14 protein-coding genes are annotated in these 16,458 nt (G+C 61.8%); 11 read left to right on the top strand and 3 right to left on the bottom strand.

The genetic code is table 11. The features are described 5' to 3' along the window. Positions 1-343: 343 nt before the first annotated feature. The 5 genes from eppA to DMX11_RS15570 all read left to right on the top strand — a co-directional run bounded on the left by eppA (position 344) and on the right by DMX11_RS15570 (position 4,872). A complete protein-coding gene (gene eppA, locus DMX11_RS26055; RefSeq protein WP_009682731.1) occupies positions 344-520 on the top strand; it encodes an EPS-associated small membrane protein EppA in 177 nt (58 codons plus the stop codon). Between the two features lie 254 nt (positions 521-774). Beyond that, positions 775-1,332, top strand: coding sequence for a polysaccharide biosynthesis/export family protein (locus tag DMX11_RS15585; RefSeq protein WP_110745303.1), 558 nt, complete (start codon positions 775-777; stop codon positions 1,330-1,332). 24 nt (positions 1,333-1,356) lie between these two features. Continuing rightward, a complete protein-coding gene (locus DMX11_RS15580) occupies positions 1,357-2,472 on the top strand; it encodes a hypothetical protein (RefSeq protein WP_110745302.1) in 1,116 nt (371 codons plus the stop codon). Between the two features lie 19 nt (positions 2,473-2,491). Continuing rightward, the gene (locus tag DMX11_RS15575; protein ID WP_110745301.1) at positions 2,492-4,054 is read left to right on the top strand and encodes a Wzz/FepE/Etk N-terminal domain-containing protein; all 1,563 of its coding nucleotides are present in this window, start codon (positions 2,492-2,494) and stop codon (positions 4,052-4,054) included. Positions 4,055-4,065: 11 nt separating this feature from the next. Then, complete coding sequence (locus tag DMX11_RS15570) at positions 4,066-4,872, top strand: CpsD/CapB family tyrosine-protein kinase (RefSeq protein WP_110745300.1); 807 nt, start codon at positions 4,066-4,068, stop codon at positions 4,870-4,872. Positions 4,873-4,932: 60 nt separating this feature from the next. Here DMX11_RS15570 and galE read toward each other — a convergent pair whose 3' ends face one another. The 3 genes from galE to DMX11_RS15555 form a co-directional block, all read right to left on the bottom strand. Then, positions 4,933-5,898 carry a UDP-glucose 4-epimerase GalE gene (gene galE, locus DMX11_RS15565; protein ID WP_110745299.1) on the bottom strand — a complete coding sequence of 322 codons (966 nt, stop codon included), beginning with the start codon at positions 5,896-5,898 and terminating at the stop codon, positions 4,933-4,935. A 63-nt stretch (positions 5,899-5,961) separates the two neighbouring features. After that, a complete protein-coding gene (locus DMX11_RS15560; RefSeq protein WP_110745355.1) occupies positions 5,962-8,562 on the bottom strand; it encodes a cellulase family glycosylhydrolase in 2,601 nt (866 codons plus the stop codon). 5 nt (positions 8,563-8,567) lie between these two features. After that, on the bottom strand, positions 8,568-10,094 hold the full coding sequence (locus DMX11_RS15555; RefSeq protein ID WP_110745298.1) for an O-antigen ligase family protein: 1,527 nt from the start codon (positions 10,092-10,094) through the stop codon (positions 8,568-8,570). 94 nt (positions 10,095-10,188) lie between these two features. Between DMX11_RS15555 and DMX11_RS15550 the strand changes: the two genes are divergently transcribed. The 6 genes from DMX11_RS15550 to DMX11_RS15520 all read left to right on the top strand — a co-directional run bounded on the left by DMX11_RS15550 (position 10,189) and on the right by DMX11_RS15520 (position 16,452). Continuing rightward, complete coding sequence (locus DMX11_RS15550; protein ID WP_110745297.1) at positions 10,189-11,565, top strand: oligosaccharide flippase family protein; 1,377 nt, start codon at positions 10,189-10,191, stop codon at positions 11,563-11,565. 235 nt (positions 11,566-11,800) lie between these two features. Beyond that, positions 11,801-13,267 carry a GMC oxidoreductase gene (locus tag DMX11_RS15540; RefSeq protein ID WP_110745295.1) on the top strand — a complete coding sequence of 489 codons (1,467 nt, stop codon included), beginning with the start codon at positions 11,801-11,803 and terminating at the stop codon, positions 13,265-13,267. Positions 13,268-13,372: 105 nt separating this feature from the next. Beyond that, positions 13,373-13,990: an acyltransferase gene (locus tag DMX11_RS15535; RefSeq protein WP_110745294.1), complete on the top strand. Its 618-nt coding sequence runs from the start codon at positions 13,373-13,375 to the stop codon at positions 13,988-13,990. Then, positions 13,983-14,936 (top strand): glycosyltransferase family 2 protein, encoded by a 954-nt coding sequence (locus tag DMX11_RS15530; protein WP_110745293.1) that lies wholly within the window; start codon positions 13,983-13,985, stop codon positions 14,934-14,936. The genes DMX11_RS15535 and DMX11_RS15530 overlap by 8 nt, the downstream gene beginning before the upstream one ends. A gap of 8 nt (positions 14,937-14,944) precedes the next feature. Next, positions 14,945-15,469, top strand: a complete 525-nt coding sequence (locus tag DMX11_RS15525) for a serine O-acetyltransferase (protein WP_110745292.1) — start codon at positions 14,945-14,947, stop codon at positions 15,467-15,469. A gap of 5 nt (positions 15,470-15,474) precedes the next feature. After that, positions 15,475-16,452 carry a glycosyltransferase family 2 protein gene (locus DMX11_RS15520; RefSeq protein ID WP_110745291.1) on the top strand — a complete coding sequence of 326 codons (978 nt, stop codon included), beginning with the start codon at positions 15,475-15,477 and terminating at the stop codon, positions 16,450-16,452. Positions 16,453-16,458 lie beyond the last annotated feature (6 nt).

Below are 16,458 nucleotides of genomic sequence, written 5' to 3'. Positions count from 1 at the left end.
GATTGCCGTGCGCTGAACGTCAATGTAGAAGCGCTGTTTGCCGAAGAAGTTGCTGGTCGTGGTGCGCCACGGCGACGGGTGAATCCCCCGGGGTCGCAACGCGTGCCCTGCCTGAACCGTTCACTTTCTCATCTGTGAAACGCTCACATCTCGCTACACCTACTGCCTTGCACTTTTTGCCTGCCGATTTTTTGACGAATCGGCCGGCTACTCATTGAATTTTATTATGGTGTCGGATCATTGACGTAGTGTCACTGTGCCCATAAGCTCAATTCAACAGCACCACATCTCCCACCACACCTCGCCACCAACTCATTGATTTTCCTATTTAAAGGAAGGGCGTATGCGCACGACTCTGATAATCAAATCGATGTTCTTGCTGGTGCTGTTAAGCGGCGCCGCGCGCGCAGCGGATTCGTATATCAGCCAGAACAGTATCATCCCTGTTTCAACCGCTGGCTGGTTCTTCGCGTTCGCGGTGGTGGGTTTTGTGGCGGTGGCCAACCGCAGAAAAATCTGAAGCTTGTCGTTTTACGGGTAATGCCATTGGCTCCGTACCTGGCTTGTCAATTTCCCAACCGTTGCTATATTCCCAGTACCCCGTGAAGGTCCACGGTTACCGGGCATCGCAACCCAGGCTGCACAGCGTCAAGGTAAGGGCCTCCAGGAAGGTCGAGGCCATCGCGGCACGGTTACGCCGCGAAGCGGAGCGAGAGTTGGTGTGTTGTTCTCATTCAGTGCTCTTTGTCGGGCCATTCGGCCGGAGGGACCCTCATGGTGCGTTCAATATTTGCCGCGTTCTGCATGCTCTCAGTGTGGTCCGGTGCGGGCTACGCCGATCAGGCCAGTTCCACCTACCTGCTCAGCCCTGGCGATGTCGTGATGGTTTCGGTGTGGCAGGAAGACAGCCTGCGTCAAGAAGCCACCGTACTTCCCGATGGCAGTATCACCTTCCCACTGGCCGGGCGCATCGATGTCGCCGGTCTTGATGTAACGGCAGTCGAAAAGCAAGTGGCTGCCAAACTCGAAAAATTCCTGCCCGATCCTAATGTCAGCGTTGTCGTCAAGAGCATCGCCGGCAACCTCGTTTATGTTCAAGGCAAAGTGATCAAGCCCGGCCCCGTGCAAATGGCGGGGCCTACTGCAGTGTTGCAGGCCTTGAGCATGTCTGGCGGCCTGGACAAGTTTGCCGACGAAAGCGAAATCAAGGTGGTTCGCGGTACCGGCGCTTCCCAAAAAATCCTGCCCGTGCGATATAAGGACCTGGTGTCTGGGCGGGACATGTCCACCAACATCCAACTTCAGGCTGGCGATACGCTGGTCGTTCCTTGATCTTGCCTTCAATAAGAACACTTAATGCCTCTTCTTAGAACAACTAGCATTGCAACGGCAATCTTGGTCTTGCCGTTTACGGAGTCGGTCCTGGCGGCAAATTGGCAGTCTACGGTGGTGGTACCGACATCCGTCGAATACGACAGCAACCCTTTGCTGCTGTCGTCGGGGGAGAAGGGCGTAACGCGGACGATCATTGCGCCCGATTACACCCTGATCGGTACTTTCGACCGTGACGAGTTGAGGTTGGGGCTGGGCATGAATGTGTTGCGCTCGTCCGACACGGATGTGGTCGATGACCGTGAAGACCCCGATATCAGCCTGGGCTGGCAGCGTACCACCGAGCGTGGGCGTTTCGGCCTGGTGGCGCGCTATAACGAAAGCTCGACGCTGTCGGGGACGGTGCTGGACACCGGCGTCATCACCACCGACGGTACCCAGAAGCTCTACACCCTGACTGGCAACTGGAGCCAGGCGGTGACCGAGCGCAGCACCTTGAGCAACGAAACGACCTACAACCGTGCCCGTTATGACATCAGTACGCTGACGGGTTACGACGAACTGGCGAACGTCTTTACCTGGACTTACGCCTGGAGCGAACGGGCCGACGTCTATACCCGCTTTGGTGCCCGCCGCTACGAGCCTGAGCAAGACCTGACCGCTACCGCTTCCAACAGCTACACCCCGGCAGTGGGCATCAAGTACCAACTTGCCGAAGGCTTGAGTGCCGACGCGCACATTGGCGTCAACCAGGTGTCGGGGGACGAGGGCGGCCGGCGCGGGGAGGGGGGTGTTGCATTGCTGTACACCGGTACCCGTGCCGATGCCAGCTTTACCGCCGAGCGCAGCACGGTGGCCAGCGCCGAGGGTGGCTTTGCCGAGCTGGACCAGGTGCGTGGCGTATGGAGTTACGCGCTGACCGAGTTGACCCGGGTGGGTGCCGACGCCGCCTGGCAGGACAGCAAAGGCCAGTCACCCAACACGTTGCAGACTTACAGCGTGTGGGCCAGCCGCGAGTTTTCGCCGTATTGGGACCTGCGCCTGTCGCTGATGTACAAGGAACGGCAGCAGGACCGCGAAGCTGATGCGACCGCTACGATCGTTGGTTTGACGTTGACGTACAGGTACCCCGACATCTGAACTTCAGGCAGGTGGCCCCATGAAGTCTGACTACGAGCTGTCCCTCAGAGATTACATCGCCATTATCAAGGACAGAGCCCTGGTGTTAGGGGTCAGTGCCGCAGTCATTCTTGCCGCGACCGTGGCGGTCGCCTTGATGGTGCCGCCGATTTACCAGTCGACCGGCACCATCCTGGTGGAGTCGCAGCAGATTTCGCCCGAACTGGTGTCGACCAACACCACCAGCTTCGCCGATGAACGCATCGAGGTGATCCGCCAGCGGGTGATGACCCGTGAAAACCTGCTGCGGATCATTGGCAAGTACGACCTGTTCGCCGACAAGCGCCTTAGCGAAAGCGACAAGATCGACCAGATGCGCAGCGCCATCGTGGTCGAAACCCTCACCACCTTCGTGCGCGGGCGGGGTGAAGCGACCGTGGCCTTCAACGTGTCGTTCGAGCACAAGCAGGCGCAGGTGGCCAAGGAAGTCGCCGATGAACTGGTGACGCTGTTCCTCAACGAAAACCTCAAGCAGCGTACCGAGCGGGCCAATGAAACCACCGAATTCCTCACCCAGGAGGCCAACAAGCTCGGCGCTGAACTGGCCAGCCTGGAAAACCAGCTGGCTGATTTCAAGCAAGCCCATGCGAATGCCCTGCCCGAGCACCAGACCCTGCGCATGAACATGCTGTCGCGCTCGGAGCTGGAGTTCCGCGAGGTCGACCGCGACTACAAGGCTGCCCAGGAAGAACTGCGTTACCTGGAGCTGGAGCTGTCTGCGGCCAATGCCGGCCTGGCGACCAAGGCAGTGGAGGGTGCACGCCCAAGCAGTGCCGATCAGCCCCAGGACCTGGCAAGCCTGAAGGCCGAGTACGCCCGGCTGCTGACCCGCTACAAGGATGCCCACCCGGATGTGGTGGCGCTAAAACGCAAGATCCAGGCGCTGGAAGCCACGGGTGGTCGTACGTCGGCCGCATCCACGGTCAGCCTCGATGCGGCCCGGGTGCGCGCCAAGATGAGCGCCGCCCAGGAACGCATCGCTTCGCTGGCCCAGCAGAAGCGCGAGCTGACCCGAAAGATGGAAGGCTACGAGGCCGAGATTCTAGAGGCGCCGCAGGTCGAGCGTGGGCTGGTGACCTTGATGCGCGACCACGACAACGCCCGCAAGAAGTACGAAGAAATCCGCGCCAAGGAAATGGGCGCGAAGATTACCGAAAGCCTGGAGCAGGAAAACAAGGCCGAACGCTTTGTGCTGCTGGAGCCACCGCTGCTGCCTGAGAAGCCGATCAAGCCCAACCGCAAGAAAATCGCTGCACTGGGCCTGGTGCTGGCACCTGCCGGTGGCGGTGCGCTGGTGATGCTGCTGGAAATGCTCAACCAGCGCGTGCGCGGCGTTGGCGCACTGGAAAGCCTGCTGGGCAAGCGGGTGCTGGTGGCGCTGCCCTATATCGACACCCGGGCCGACGTGGCCAGGCGCAAGCGCTGGCGTAACTGGCTGATCCTGGCGGCGCTGGCGCTGGCGGCTATCATGGTAGTGCTGGTGCACGTGTTCTACATGCCACTGGATGTGCTGTTGTTCAAGGTCATATCTCGGTTTGCATAGGGAAAGCAGTGATGGACAGGACCAAGCCGGCTGTTGGCAACAATCTTCATCAGGTTACCCCGGGCACCCCGCAGGCCTTGTCACCCGCACCCGGGACCGCACTGGCCGAAGTGCCAGGCCAGTTCGACTACGTGAACACCAAGGTGGTGCCGTTGCGGCCGGACCACCTCGAGCGCCACCGTATCGTCGCTTACAACAAGAATTCCAACATGAACGGGCCGATCGACCTGTTGCGCACGCAGGTGCTCAGGCTGATGGATGAGAACGGCTGGCGTACCCTTGGCATTACTTCACCCACGCCAGAAGCGGGCAAGACGGTGCTGGCGGTCAACCTGGCCATGAGCATCGCCCACCACACCACCAAGACCGCGTTGCTGGTGGACTTCGACCTGCGCAGGCCCAAGGTCGGCAGTACCTTGGGCTTGCCCATGGACCAGGCGCTGAACGAGTTTCTGACCGACAAGGCCGAGTTGCAGGACTGCCTGGTCAACCCGACCTTGCCGCGCTTCGTGGTCCTGCCGACGCGGGTACCGGTACCGCTGTCGACCGAGATGTTGTCCTCGCCCAAGGTCAACAACCTGATCGGCGAGTTGCGCAACCGTTACGATTCGCGCATCTGCATTTTCGATTTGCCCCCGTTGCTCAGTTCGGACGATGCGATCACCGTGATACCCAAGTTGGATTGCGTATTGCTGGTGGTGGCCAACGGCATGAACAACAAGAAGGAAATCGAGGATTGCCTGCATCACCTGGCGACGGTGAACCTGATCGGGACGGTGTTGAACAAGGCTGACGAGCAACCGCGGACGTATTACTGAATCACGGCCAGCCCTGGGAGCGCAGCACAACGCTGCGCCTGCGAGGCATCAGGGTAGGCCTCAGCGCGCCCAGGGATACTGCAACTCCCACTGCCAGGCATGCCGTACGATCTGCTCCAGCGACGCGAACTCTGGCCGCCAGCCCAGCACCTGCTGGGCTTTTTGCGCATCGGCCACCAGCCGCGGCGGGTCGCCGGCTCGGCGTGGTGCATCCAGCGCATTGATTTGCCGACCGGTCACCGCACGGGCCGTATCGATCACCTCCTGCACCGAAAAGCCCAGCCCATTGCCCAGGTTGAACGCGGTACGCTCTCCACCTGCCAACAGGTAATCCACCGCCAGCGCATGGGCTGCCGCCAGGTCAGCTACGTGTACGTAATCGCGGATGCAGGTGCCGTCGGGCGTATCGTAGTCGCGGCCAAACACCGTCACGGCCTCACGTCGCCCGGAGGCAGCCTGCAGAATCAACGGGATCAGATGGGTTTCCGGGTCATGACGCTCGCCCAGCTGGCCTTCCGGGTCGGCACCCGCTGCATTGAAGTAGCGCAGGCTCACAGACTTCAGGCCATAGGCCCGATCGAAGTCCTCCAGAATCTGTTCGACCATCCATTTGCTCAACCCATACGGGTTGATCGGCCCTTTGCCGTGGGCTTCGTCGATGGGTACGTACTGCGGGTTGCCGTAAACCGCGGCAGTGGAGGAAAACACCAAGTGCCTGATACCCGCATTGACCATGGCCTGCAGCAGGGAAAGGGTAGCGGCGACGTTGTTCTGGTAATACTTGCCAGGTGCGGTGACCGACTCACCCACCTGGATAAACGAGGCAAAGTGGAACACTGCATCGAAGTGAAACACGCCAAACAGCACATCCAGCGCAGCTTCGTCGGCAATGTCGAGCCTGGCCCACTGGATACCGGGGCCGGGTGATACCAGGTCGGCCACCACCACTTCGTGGCCGGCGCCCAGCAGGTGTTTGACCATGTGCGAGCCAATATAGCCTGCGCCACCGACAACCAGGAATTTCATCCGCACCTCCTGTGACCCGCTGTTTTACCGACGCAGTGAACCGAGCGTAGATGGCCACATGCCCTATTTCAAGAACAGCCAGTTCGACATGTAGCGGTTGTCGAAGGTGATCGTGTAGTGCCCATCCTTGTAGGCTGCGGGCAATGCTTTCAGCTGCGCCTGCGCATCGCGGGCGAACAGCTGCAGGCCGGCCGGTGCCTTGATGGTCAGGCTCCCTTCAAGGGGTTCGACATTGAACGGCGTCTTGTCATCGGCCTTGGGCATGGCCCGCGTGCCCAGTGATAGCAGCAGGTCGCGCGAAACGCCCAGCGGCTTGCCGTCCAGGCTCTGCACCACGACGCTGGCGTAGGGCGTGCGGGTTTCTACCTGAATGGCACCCAGGTTGATCTTGCGGCCACCCAGCCAGCCGCTGGCGGCCTGGGTCAGTGCTGTGTCGATGGTGTAGATGCCCAGTTGCCAGTTGCGCTTGAGTTCGCCGGTGTCGGTCACCGACTCGCTGGCATCGGCAGCCAGCAGTGACTGCCCCGGGTCCCGCAGCACCTGCGCATCGGCAGCGATGTCAGCGGGCCTCAGCCACGGCAGTTCGGGTGTTTGCGGCAGGGCGATCTGCAGTTGGCCCTTTTCCATGGCCGTGCGCAACAGGGGTGAGTTGCGCGGGGTGATTTCCTGGTTGTACAGGGTGGCGGGCGTGGGGGCGAATACATAGTGAGTGGTAGCCGGCTTCACGTCTGCACGGCGGTACAGCAGGGCGGCAGCGGGCAGGGTGGCGAGCATTGCCGGGTCGTTGTACGCGTGCCAGTTGTCCGCCGTACGCCAACCCGGGTTGAACGCCTGCTGGCTGTAGGCATATTGCAGCATGGCGTCCCAGCCCTGGTGGGCGGCGGTGCCGGCCACGTACAACGGCAACGCGTGACGGTCGGGCAGTGGGAAGGGCTCGGCGTTCCACTCGGTGACCGTCAGCGGCTTGCCGACTACCTGAGCGGCTGCGATCCAGTCGATCATGCCGTCGCTGGTCAGCGGGTTCTTCTCCAGTTGGCCAATGGCACCATAGCTGTGGGCGTCGATCACGTCACCGGCCGTCAGGGCGGGCAGCGCGCTCAGGCCATTGCCGCCCCAGGTGCTGGTGGTGGCGATCGGCACTTTCACCCCGACGGTGCGCAGGTGGGCGATCATGTCGGCGTTGAAGCGATGTTCCAGTTCGTTGAGGAACAGCTTCGACGGGCCGTGTTCCCAGGCACGCCAGGTAAGGTCCGCGGGCAGGTCATACTGTTTGGCGAAAGCTTTCGCCGCAGCCATGTAGCGCTCGCTGTGGCGTGGCACATCCTTGTTCGGCATCAGGGCGTTGCCATAATGCTGGGTCAGGTCGTTCTCGTTGGTGATCAGCACTGCAGCGATAGCCGGGTCATCCTTGTAGGCCAGGCCGGTGTACGCATTCACATGGGTCAGGTACTGCTCGGCGAAGCGCTTCATTGCCTGCTGGATGCTGCTGTTGACGTAGGCATAGCCCTTCAGGTCGATGCGCGCTTCGCCCTTGGCCAGCTCCTTGAAGTCGTCGATGCTGTCGTTGGCGGTGAGCGCGCGCTGTACGTGCATGTCCAGCCAGATGTACACCCCTTCGTCCTTGAGCGCCTTGATCCACAGGTCCAGCTTGCGCAGCGACTCGGTGCCCAGCTGCTGGGTATCACTCACCAAGGTGCCGTCGCCGAACACATTGGGGTTGACCCAGGGCGAGTCGTGGTGATGCAGGCGCACCAGGTTGAAGCCAAGGGCCGACAGGCGCTTGGCCTGCTGGCGAATTTCTTCGTCGGGGGTTTTGAACAGTGAATAGGCGGACAGGTTGGTGCCCCAGAAGCGCACCGGGGTGTTGTCGGCGAACATCAGTTGCTCGCCAACGGCCTTGACGAAGCCACGCTTGCCGGCAGGTTTCTCCGCCGCGTTGAGGAACGACAGGTCCACCGGCGAGGTGCGCCAGTCCAGCTGGTCATCGGGCCAGCTGGCAGGGTCGGCCAGGCCGAAACGTTCGGTCGGGGTCGGGCCCAGGTCGATGTCGCCGGTAACGTTGAGTACGGCCCTGATCTGTTGCTTGCCGGCATTGATCGGGTCCTTGTATAGAAACGCACGCAGTTCGGACGGGTTGCCGCGCTCGAAATACACCTTGGCCAATGGCGGGTCGAAGCGCATTTCGATGCGCCGGCCCTGGTCGGCCTTGCCCCACCACCAGCCGCGGTTGTCGGGCAGCAATTGCGGGGCCCCCATGTCACCGGCGATTTGTGCCGGGTCGAACTGGAACACCATGCCGCCGCCCATTACCCCCGCCTGGCGGCTGTGGGCATCGAGGTCGATGGCCCAAGTCAGGGTTTGCGCCTGCTCCTTGCGGATATCGGCGGCCAGGTCGAAGTCCAGTTCCTTGTTCTTGCCACGCAGCGTGTAGTGGTAAGGGCCGTTGACCTTGAACTCGGTCTGGAAACCGGTCCAGCTCCAGTTGCCAGCCCAGAAGTCGAACTTGGCTTGCATCACCGGCCCGCCGCCGCGTGTCACGCTGGGCAGGCCATTTTGCTCATCGACACTGACCTGCCAGGCCGACCCCCAACCGGTCAATGGCAGCAGGGCCAGGCCGGCAATGCCTGAAAGGCGCACGAGATGACGCAGGGCAAGCACATTCATGAACATTACCTGGGTTGTAGGTCGGGGCCGGCCAGTTGCGTGGCCTCGCTGTTGTGCAGCCGTCGCACCATCTGGGTGTAGGCCACGCCAAGTCCGGCGATGGACCAGTACACCACCGGGATGAAGGTGATGCTGCTGACGGTGAAGATGATCACCAGAATGCCGATCAAGGTCGCCAGCAAGGCCCGGCCCAGCTGCCTTCGTTCGTCGCTCTTGTCGGGAAAGCTGAGCATGGCCTTGCGGATACCCTGCAGCACCACGGCGAAGAACGCCACGAACAGGCCGAGACCGACCAGGCCGACTCGCAGTGCCAGGTTGATGTAGGTGTTGACGATGTCGATGATGCCTTCGCCTTGGATCATCGATTGCATTTCCGGGGTGTTGCGGAAGTCGAACGAGCCGAACAGCGGGTTGCGCTGGATGACGATCCACGAGTTGTCCATCAGCCGCTCGCGGTAGGTGATGTTCTCTTTCTCGATGTTGCCGATGTAGGGCAACAGGTCCAGCACCTTGTCGCCACCGGGCACCACGGTCAGCAGGGGCAGCGCCAGCATGCCGGCAGCAGCCAGCAACGCCAGGCGCTTCACGGCACCTTTGCCCAGGGCGATGAACACCACCACGATGACTACCGCGCCAATCCACGGGCCACGGGACAAAGGGGCGAACAACCCGGCGGCCAGCAACAGGGCGCCCATGGCCCGGTGCAGCGGGCGTTGCACATAGCCCTGAACGAACAGGAACAGGCCAATGGCCACGCTCATCACGTACCCCAGGGCAATTGCCTGGCCCGTGGTGACGCTGGCCCGCAACGCGCCGCCACGGCTCAGGTAGCCGGACATGCTCCACGGCACGCCCATGGCGTCGACGAGGGCGCTGTACAGCAGCCAGTGGCGTACATATTCGGCCACGGCGATCAGCGCCATGACGAACGAGGTGAGTACGAAGGCCAGCATGGCGTCCTTGAAGTCGCTGATCTGACGCAGGCCCCGGCTGGCCACGTAATACGGCAGGAAGACGTCGACATACAGGTACAGCGCCTGGCGCAGGGTGTCGGTGAGGGTGGTTTCGCGCAGGTACAGCACGCTCATCAGCACCAGCCCGGCGGCCAGCAACCGGTCGGCCCAGGTGCGGCCAAAGCGCAGCGTGTCGCCCTGGCGACGGAGTTGCAGCGCGGCCGGCAGCAGTACGCACAGGGCCAGCAGGCGGATGTGGTTAAGGTCGACCAGGTAGTTGACCACGCCGAAACCGGGCACTTGCACCGACGCTGGAGGGATCAGGAACAGCAGCATGTAGAACAGCGCCATGGGGTTGTGTTCGCGGCGCCCGGCCAGCCACAGGATCACCGCGCCTGCGCCCAGGTACAGCCAGAAACTGTGCGAGACAAAGGCCAGCACGGTCAGCAGGAACCACAGGTTGCGCCGGCGCTTGTAGTCGCTTGGCGGGATCAGGTCGGTAGCAGGCCGCCGCGCCAGCAGGAAGACCACGCTCGCCAGGAACAGGATGACGATCAACGCACGAAAATGTTCAGGCATCGGCTATGTACACCTTTCCCTCGGTGGGCAACGGCTAGCATCGTGGCTAATTGAAACTATAGTGACTTTAGCCGATCAGTCAGAGATTGAAGTCATGCCGTCGATTGATGTGTCAGCCGCCGCGAGCCTGCGCCAGCGGGCCATGAGGGCCGGTTCGTGGAACCTGCTGTCACAGGTGGCGTCACAGGTGATGCGCCTTGGCGGCAATCTGATCATGGCCCGTCTGCTGCTGCCGGAAATGTTCGGGGTGATGGTCATTGCCACCACCGTGTCGGTCCTGCTGCATTTGCTGTCGGATGTAGGGCTGCGCCAGAACATCATCCAGAGCCATCGCGGCGACGATCCGGACTTTCTCAATACTGCGTGGACCGTGCAGATCATCCGCGGCTTCGTGCTGTTTGCCCTGACCCTGTTGCTGGCCCTTGCCGCCTGGGTGGCTCAGGTGGAAGAACTGTGGCCGACGGACTCTACCTATGCCGCACCGGTATTGCCGATGGTGCTGGCGGTCACCGGGCTGTCGGCGGTCATCTGGGGTTTCCAGTCCACCAAGATAGATGTCGCGGTACGCACTTTCCAACAGAAGCGCGTGGTGCTGGTCGACCTGGCGTCCCAACTGGCGGGGCTGGTGGTGATGCTGGTGCTGGGTTTGCTCACGCATTCCATCTGGGCGCTGGTGATCGCTGGCGTGGTGTCGGCCGTGGCCTGGACCGTGCTGGGGCACACCGCACTCGAAGGGCCGAACAACCGCTTGCGCTGGGACCGCACGGCACTGACCGAACTGATCGTGTTTGGCCGCTGGATCCTGCTTTCGTCGATGGTCGGCGTGCTGGCCATGTACGGTGACCGTATATGGTTCGGCGCCAGCATGTCGGCGGCCCAGCTGGGGGTGTACTCCATTGCGGTACTGATCCTGGGTGCTGTCCAGACTGCGCTGATGAAAATTGTCGGCGCCGTGGCACTGCCTGCCTTCAGCGAGGCGGCGCGGGCCGACGACAAGGAGCGCCTGAAAGCGCTGTACTACCGCTTTCGCCTGCTGGTCGACCTGCTGGTGCTGTTCATTTGTGGTGGCTTCCTGACCGCCAGCCCGCTGCTGATCGGCTGGATGTACGACGATCGCTACCGTGAAGCTGGCCCGATGCTGGCAATTCTTTCGCTGTCGTTCATCGTATTGCGCTATACCTTGGCTCATCAGGTGTGGATTGCCCTGGGCCTGACCAAGTACCAGGCCATGGACAACATCATCCGCCTGGTCTCGCTGTGGGGGCTGCTGCCACTGCTGCTGGCCATTGGCGGTGTCGAGTGGGCGATCTGGGGGGTTGCCCTGCATACCGTGCCAACGGTGGTGCTGGTGGTGTACGTGAACCGCAAGCTGGATATGTTCAGCCTCAAACGTGAACTGGTGGTGCTGCCGATGCTGCTGGTCGGGGCGCTGTGCGGGGCGCTGCTGACGGCCTTTTTCAACTGGCTGTGATGCAGGTCGCTTGGTGTAATTTTATGGGTACAGGTCACGGGATTATGGGGAAGCTCACTTTTTGCACTGCGCAGTTGGGTCGGAGAAGCTTTCTTCACAGTTGTGTGTTGCTCGGCGTGGGTAGCGCGGTGTGTGGTGTCTTGCCAGCCGTTGCCGGCAAACCTGTCGAACGGCCTGCGTTCGTGGTGATCAACGGTTGGGTATTGCCGTCCCGTTATTTTCGGAACGAGCCAGCATGATCAGCGATTACCAGCAGCAGAAGGCGCTGCGCGACAACTATGATTTCTGCATCATCGGTGCCGGCCCGGCGGGTATCACCCTGGGCCTGCGTCTGGCGAGCGCTGGCTGGAACGTGCTGATCGCCGAAGGCGGGGGGCGCGAGTACGCGCCGCACTCGCAAGCCCTGTATGCCTGCGCATCCACGGGTCTGGAGCTGTATGCCGAGGAAACCCGCCTGCGCTATCTGGGCGGCACATCCAACCACTGGGCGGGCCGCTGCCGGCCATTCACCGCATCGGACTTCACCTTCGCCCCGCCAGGTGACTTGCCAGGCTGGCCGATCCCCTATTCAGAGATCGAAGGCTACCTGCCGGCAGCGATGGATATCGTCGACTTGCCGCCGGGTGTGGATTTCCGTGCGATGAATACCGGCCTCGCTGGCGGTGAGTTCGAGGCAGACCGTTTTCTGCTCAGCACACCGACCCGCTTTGCGCAGAAGTACGCCACGGCGCTGGAGCAGACCAAAGGCCTGGACGTGTTCATCAACTGCAACTGTGTCGACCTTGAGTTCGACAAGGCTTCCGGCCACCTGGCGGCGGTGGTGTTGTCCGACTACGAACGCAATCGCCAGCGCCTGGTGGCGAGGAATTTCATCCTGGCCACGGGTGCCATCGAGAATGCCCGGCAGTTGTTGAACAGTGAGACGCTGGTGGCGGCAGGCGTGGTAAGCCGGCAGGGGTTGGTCGGCGGGTGTTTCATGGAGCACCTGAACATCGATATGGGTACCTTCATCCTCAAGTCCGGGCAGGACCCTGAGCCGCGCCAGTACTACACTACCGACGCCTTCGTCGACGCGTACAAGGCGGGTAAAGGCAACGTCACGGCGGCCTTGTTGGCGGATGTGCAAACCTACGGGCGCACTGCCGAGGTCAAGCATTTTCTCGAGAACCTGGCCTGCGACATGGGGATTTCCAGCAAGATCGAATTCGTCGCCAAGTTCAGTTGCCCTGGCGATGGCGTCATCAGCACCATGATCGAACAGTTCCCCAACCTGCAAAGCCGTATTTCGTTGCTGGACGAGAAGGATGCGCTGGGTGTGGCCAAGGTCAATGTCAACTGGGCACTGAGTGCTGATGACCGGCACACCATCAAGTGCATTGGTACGGAGCTGGCCAAGCAGTTCGCCGATATGGGCCTGGGTTTCGTCAAGCTCAATGACTTCGTCTACGACACGTCCATTCCACTGATAATGGCGCCACATGCACACCACATGGGCACCACGCGCATGGCCGCTTCGCCGCAGGCCGGCGTTGTCGATGCCAATTGCAGGGTTTTCGGCACCGAAAACCTCTATGTCGCCGGCAGCAGCATTTTCGCCAAGGGCGGCGCTTCCAACCCGACCATGCCGCTGCTGCAGTTTGCCGTACGGCTGGCCGATCACCTTGACGCGAAGATGAGAGCGGCTAGCGGAGCCGCAGCGTAGAAGACGTTGTAGACAGGGTGAGTGCGCAGCGGTCAGCACCTAGAAGAACGAGACCGCATCGCCTCAGGGACACATCCAGCGGTACAGATCGCGAGGCCAGGCAGTATGAAGGGATGGATACGCAAGGCAGTGATGCACTATGCCCATGCAACCGGGCGAGCAGGCACGTTCTACAGGAGGTTTTGCAAACCTTCAGGGCTGGAGTGGGGCGCCTGGCTCACGCGTTGGGGCAACTTCCATTCGGTAGGGACCAACTTTTTTGTCAACACCGGCTGCAAGTTCCTGGACCCTTCACTGGTGCGCATTGGTAACAGTGTCGGGCTGTCGGACTGCACGCTGATCGGGCATGACGGTGTGGTGTTGTTGATAGAGCATCGCTTTGGCAAGCACCTTGATTCGGTGGGCTATATCGACATCAAGGACAACTGCTTCATTGGCCATGGCGCAATCATCATGCCGCGGGTGACCATCGGGCCTGAGTCGATCGTCGCCGCAGGCGCGGTGGTCACCAAGGATGTGCCGCCGGGTACGGTGTACGGCGGCAACCCGGCGGTGTTCATCTGTACCACCGAAGCGTTGATCAAGCGGGTCGAGGCACGCTGCGAGTCCTACCCATGGATCGACCTGGTCAAACAGCGCAATGGTGCCTATGACCCCGAGGTAGAGCCGCTGCTGATGGCGCAGAGGCGCCAGTACTTCTTCGGAGACAGCAACAATGGCTAAACCGGTCGACGTGATGGTGGTCAACTTCAACACCGCCGGGTTGTTGCAGCCGATGTTCGATGCCCTGCGCCGGGCTGACAGCGAGCGGCTGGCCAGCTACCTGGTGGTGGACAACGCCTCGGTCGACGATTCGGTGCAGCGCATGGCCGAGGTATGCCCGCAGGCCTTGCTGCTGAGCAACAAGCAGAACATCGGCTTTGGCCGGGCAAACAACCAGTTGCTGGCGCACCTGAAAGGCAGGTACGCCTTGTTGCTCAACACCGACGCGTTCGTCGCCACCGACTCATTGCAGAAAACCATCGACTACATGGACGCCCACCCCGACTGCGGTGTGCTGGGCGTACGCCTGGAAGGCCGGGATGGCGACCTGCAACCCAGTTGCCGCTACTTCCCCACACCGCTCAACGTGTTTGTCGGCCGTACCGGGCTGAAGCGGTTCTTCCCCGGCCTGAAGATGGTCGACGAAATGAACTGGGACCATGCCTCGGTGCGCGAGTGTGACTGGTTGCCCGGCTGTTTCTACCTGGTGCGCCGTGAAGTGCTTGAGCAGGTAGGCCTGTTCGATCCGCGCTACTTCCTCTACTACGAGGAGGTCGACCACTGCAAACGGGTCAAGCAGGCGGGCTGGAAGGTGGTGTTCTACCCCTACACCACGGTGGTGCACATCGGTGGCGAAAGCTCGAAGTCGGTGGCCGAGCTGGAGGCGGCCAGCCGCCAGATCTCTGCCTACCAGATCGAGAGCGAGTTGCTGTACTTTCGCAAGCACCATGGGATGGCGGGGCTGGCCCTGCACATGCTGCTGGTCACCTTGGGTGACCTGGTGCTGGCACTCAAGGCACTGTTGAAACGACGCGGCCGCGGCGCGATTCTGGCCTGCTGGCGTCATTGCCGGGCGACCTGGTCACTGCTGTTCAAGACCCGCTACGCCAGCCAACCGACAAGGTAGGTGGAACCATGTTCGAAAATATTCGTGCTGACCTGCGAGCCCATGGCGGTGACTGGGGCGCCCAGGGTTTCTGGGTGCTGCTGGTGTACCGCTTCGGTCGCTGGCGTTACAGCGTGCGCCCGGCATTGCTGCGCAAACTGTGCTCGTTGCTGTACAAGGTATTGTTCAAGTTCGTGCAGATCATTACCGGCGTCGAACTGCCATGCGAAGCGGTGATCGGCCGTAACTTCGTCATCGACCATTTTGGCGGCATCGTGGTCAGTGGCTACGCCCGCTTTGGCGATGACTGCCGTATCCGCAACGGCGTGGTGGTGGGCTTGAAGAATGTGGACGAGCCAATTGCCCCCGTGTTTGGCAACAACGTCGATATCGGCACCGGGGCCAAGGTGCTGGGCAGCATCCGCATCGGTAACAACGTGATCATCGGCGCCAATGCGGTGGTGCTGGTGGATGTGCCGGACAACTCTCTGGCAGTTGGGGTGCCCGCCACCATCAAGTCCCGTCAGCCAGCCGCCACGGCCCCGGTCGAGTGAAGCCCATGACGACCGTGATCGGCGTGGTGGTGATCGGCCGGAACGAAGGCCAGCGCCTGGAGCGCTGCCTGCGTTCGCTGGTGCATGCCGCCGACAAGGTCATGTATGTCGATTCGGGCTCCACCGACGGCTCGCTGGCGCTTGCCCGCAGCCTAGGGGTGGAAGTACTGGCGCTGGACCTGAGCACCCCGTTTACCGCCGCACGCGCACGCAATGAAGGTTTCGCCGCCTTGCTGCGGCTATTGCCGTCGATGCAACGGGTGCAGTTCGTCGACGGGGATTGTGAAGTGGATGCCCGCTGGCTACCCACGGCCCAGGCGTTTCTCGACGAACACCCCGAGGTGGCGGTGGTGTGTGGCCGCCGGCGCGAACGCTTCCCGCAAAGGTCGGTGTACAACTTGTTGTGCGACCTGGAATGGGATACCCCCATTGGTCAGGCCAAGGCCTGCGGTGGGGATGCGCTGATGCGCGTCGACGCCTTTGCTGCAGTGGGAGGCTTTCGCCCCGACCTGATTGCCGGCGAGGAGCCGGAGTTATGCGTGCGCCTGCGCGCCAAAGGCTGGAAAGTCTGGCGCCTGGCCGCCGAAATGACCCTGCATGACGCTGCCATGACCCGTTTCAGCCAATGGTGGCAGCGCAGCCTGCGCGCCGGGCACGCTTATGCCGAGGGCGCCTACTTGCATGGCCAGCCACCAGAGCGACACTGGCTGCGCGAGTCGCGGCGGGCCTGGTTGTGGGGCCTGGGCATCCCTGTGGTGATCGTGCTGGCCTGCCTGCTGGTAGGCGGCTGGGGCCTGTTACTGCTGTTGATCTACCCCTTGCAGGCGGCGCGCCTGGCGCGTCGTGGTGGCAAGCCAACGCGCGAGAACTGGCTGCAGGCGGGGTTTCTGGTGCTGGGCAAATTCCCGGAAATGCTGGGCCAGCTGAAGTTCTTGCGCCACCGCCTGGCGGCCGGCAAATCGGCTTTGATCGAGTACAAGTGAGAGAGA

Source organism: Pseudomonas sp. LB-090624, assembly GCF_003205205.1.
Classification (GTDB): domain Bacteria; phylum Pseudomonadota; class Gammaproteobacteria; order Pseudomonadales; family Pseudomonadaceae; genus Aquipseudomonas.
The sequence above is the reverse complement of the archived record's forward strand: the minus strand, read 5'-3'. Positions and strand labels throughout refer to the sequence as shown.

Excerpts from the sequence above, each read along its gene's own strand:
- eppA (WP_009682731.1), top strand. The coding sequence starts at position 344 with ATGCGCACGACTCTGATAATCAAATCGATGTTCTTGCTGGTGCTGTTA.
- DMX11_RS15585 (WP_110745303.1), top strand. The coding sequence starts at position 775 with ATGGTGCGTTCAATATTTGCCGCGTTCTGCATGCTCTCAGTGTGGTCC.
- DMX11_RS15580 (WP_110745302.1), top strand. The coding sequence starts at position 1,357 with ATGCCTCTTCTTAGAACAACTAGCATTGCAACGGCAATCTTGGTCTTG.
- DMX11_RS15575 (WP_110745301.1), top strand. The coding sequence starts at position 2,492 with ATGAAGTCTGACTACGAGCTGTCCCTCAGAGATTACATCGCCATTATC.
- DMX11_RS15570 (WP_110745300.1), top strand. The coding sequence starts at position 4,066 with ATGGACAGGACCAAGCCGGCTGTTGGCAACAATCTTCATCAGGTTACC.
- galE (WP_110745299.1), bottom strand. The coding sequence starts at position 5,898 with ATGAAATTCCTGGTTGTCGGTGGCGCAGGCTATATTGGCTCGCACATG.
- DMX11_RS15560 (WP_110745355.1), bottom strand. The coding sequence starts at position 8,562 with ATGAATGTGCTTGCCCTGCGTCATCTCGTGCGCCTTTCAGGCATTGCC.
- DMX11_RS15555 (WP_110745298.1), bottom strand. The coding sequence starts at position 10,094 with ATGCCTGAACATTTTCGTGCGTTGATCGTCATCCTGTTCCTGGCGAGC.
- DMX11_RS15550 (WP_110745297.1), top strand. The coding sequence starts at position 10,189 with ATGCCGTCGATTGATGTGTCAGCCGCCGCGAGCCTGCGCCAGCGGGCC.
- DMX11_RS15540 (WP_110745295.1), top strand. The coding sequence starts at position 11,801 with ATGATCAGCGATTACCAGCAGCAGAAGGCGCTGCGCGACAACTATGAT.
- DMX11_RS15535 (WP_110745294.1), top strand. The coding sequence starts at position 13,373 with ATGAAGGGATGGATACGCAAGGCAGTGATGCACTATGCCCATGCAACC.
- DMX11_RS15530 (WP_110745293.1), top strand. The coding sequence starts at position 13,983 with ATGGCTAAACCGGTCGACGTGATGGTGGTCAACTTCAACACCGCCGGG.
- DMX11_RS15525 (WP_110745292.1), top strand. The coding sequence starts at position 14,945 with ATGTTCGAAAATATTCGTGCTGACCTGCGAGCCCATGGCGGTGACTGG.
- DMX11_RS15520 (WP_110745291.1), top strand. The coding sequence starts at position 15,475 with ATGACGACCGTGATCGGCGTGGTGGTGATCGGCCGGAACGAAGGCCAG.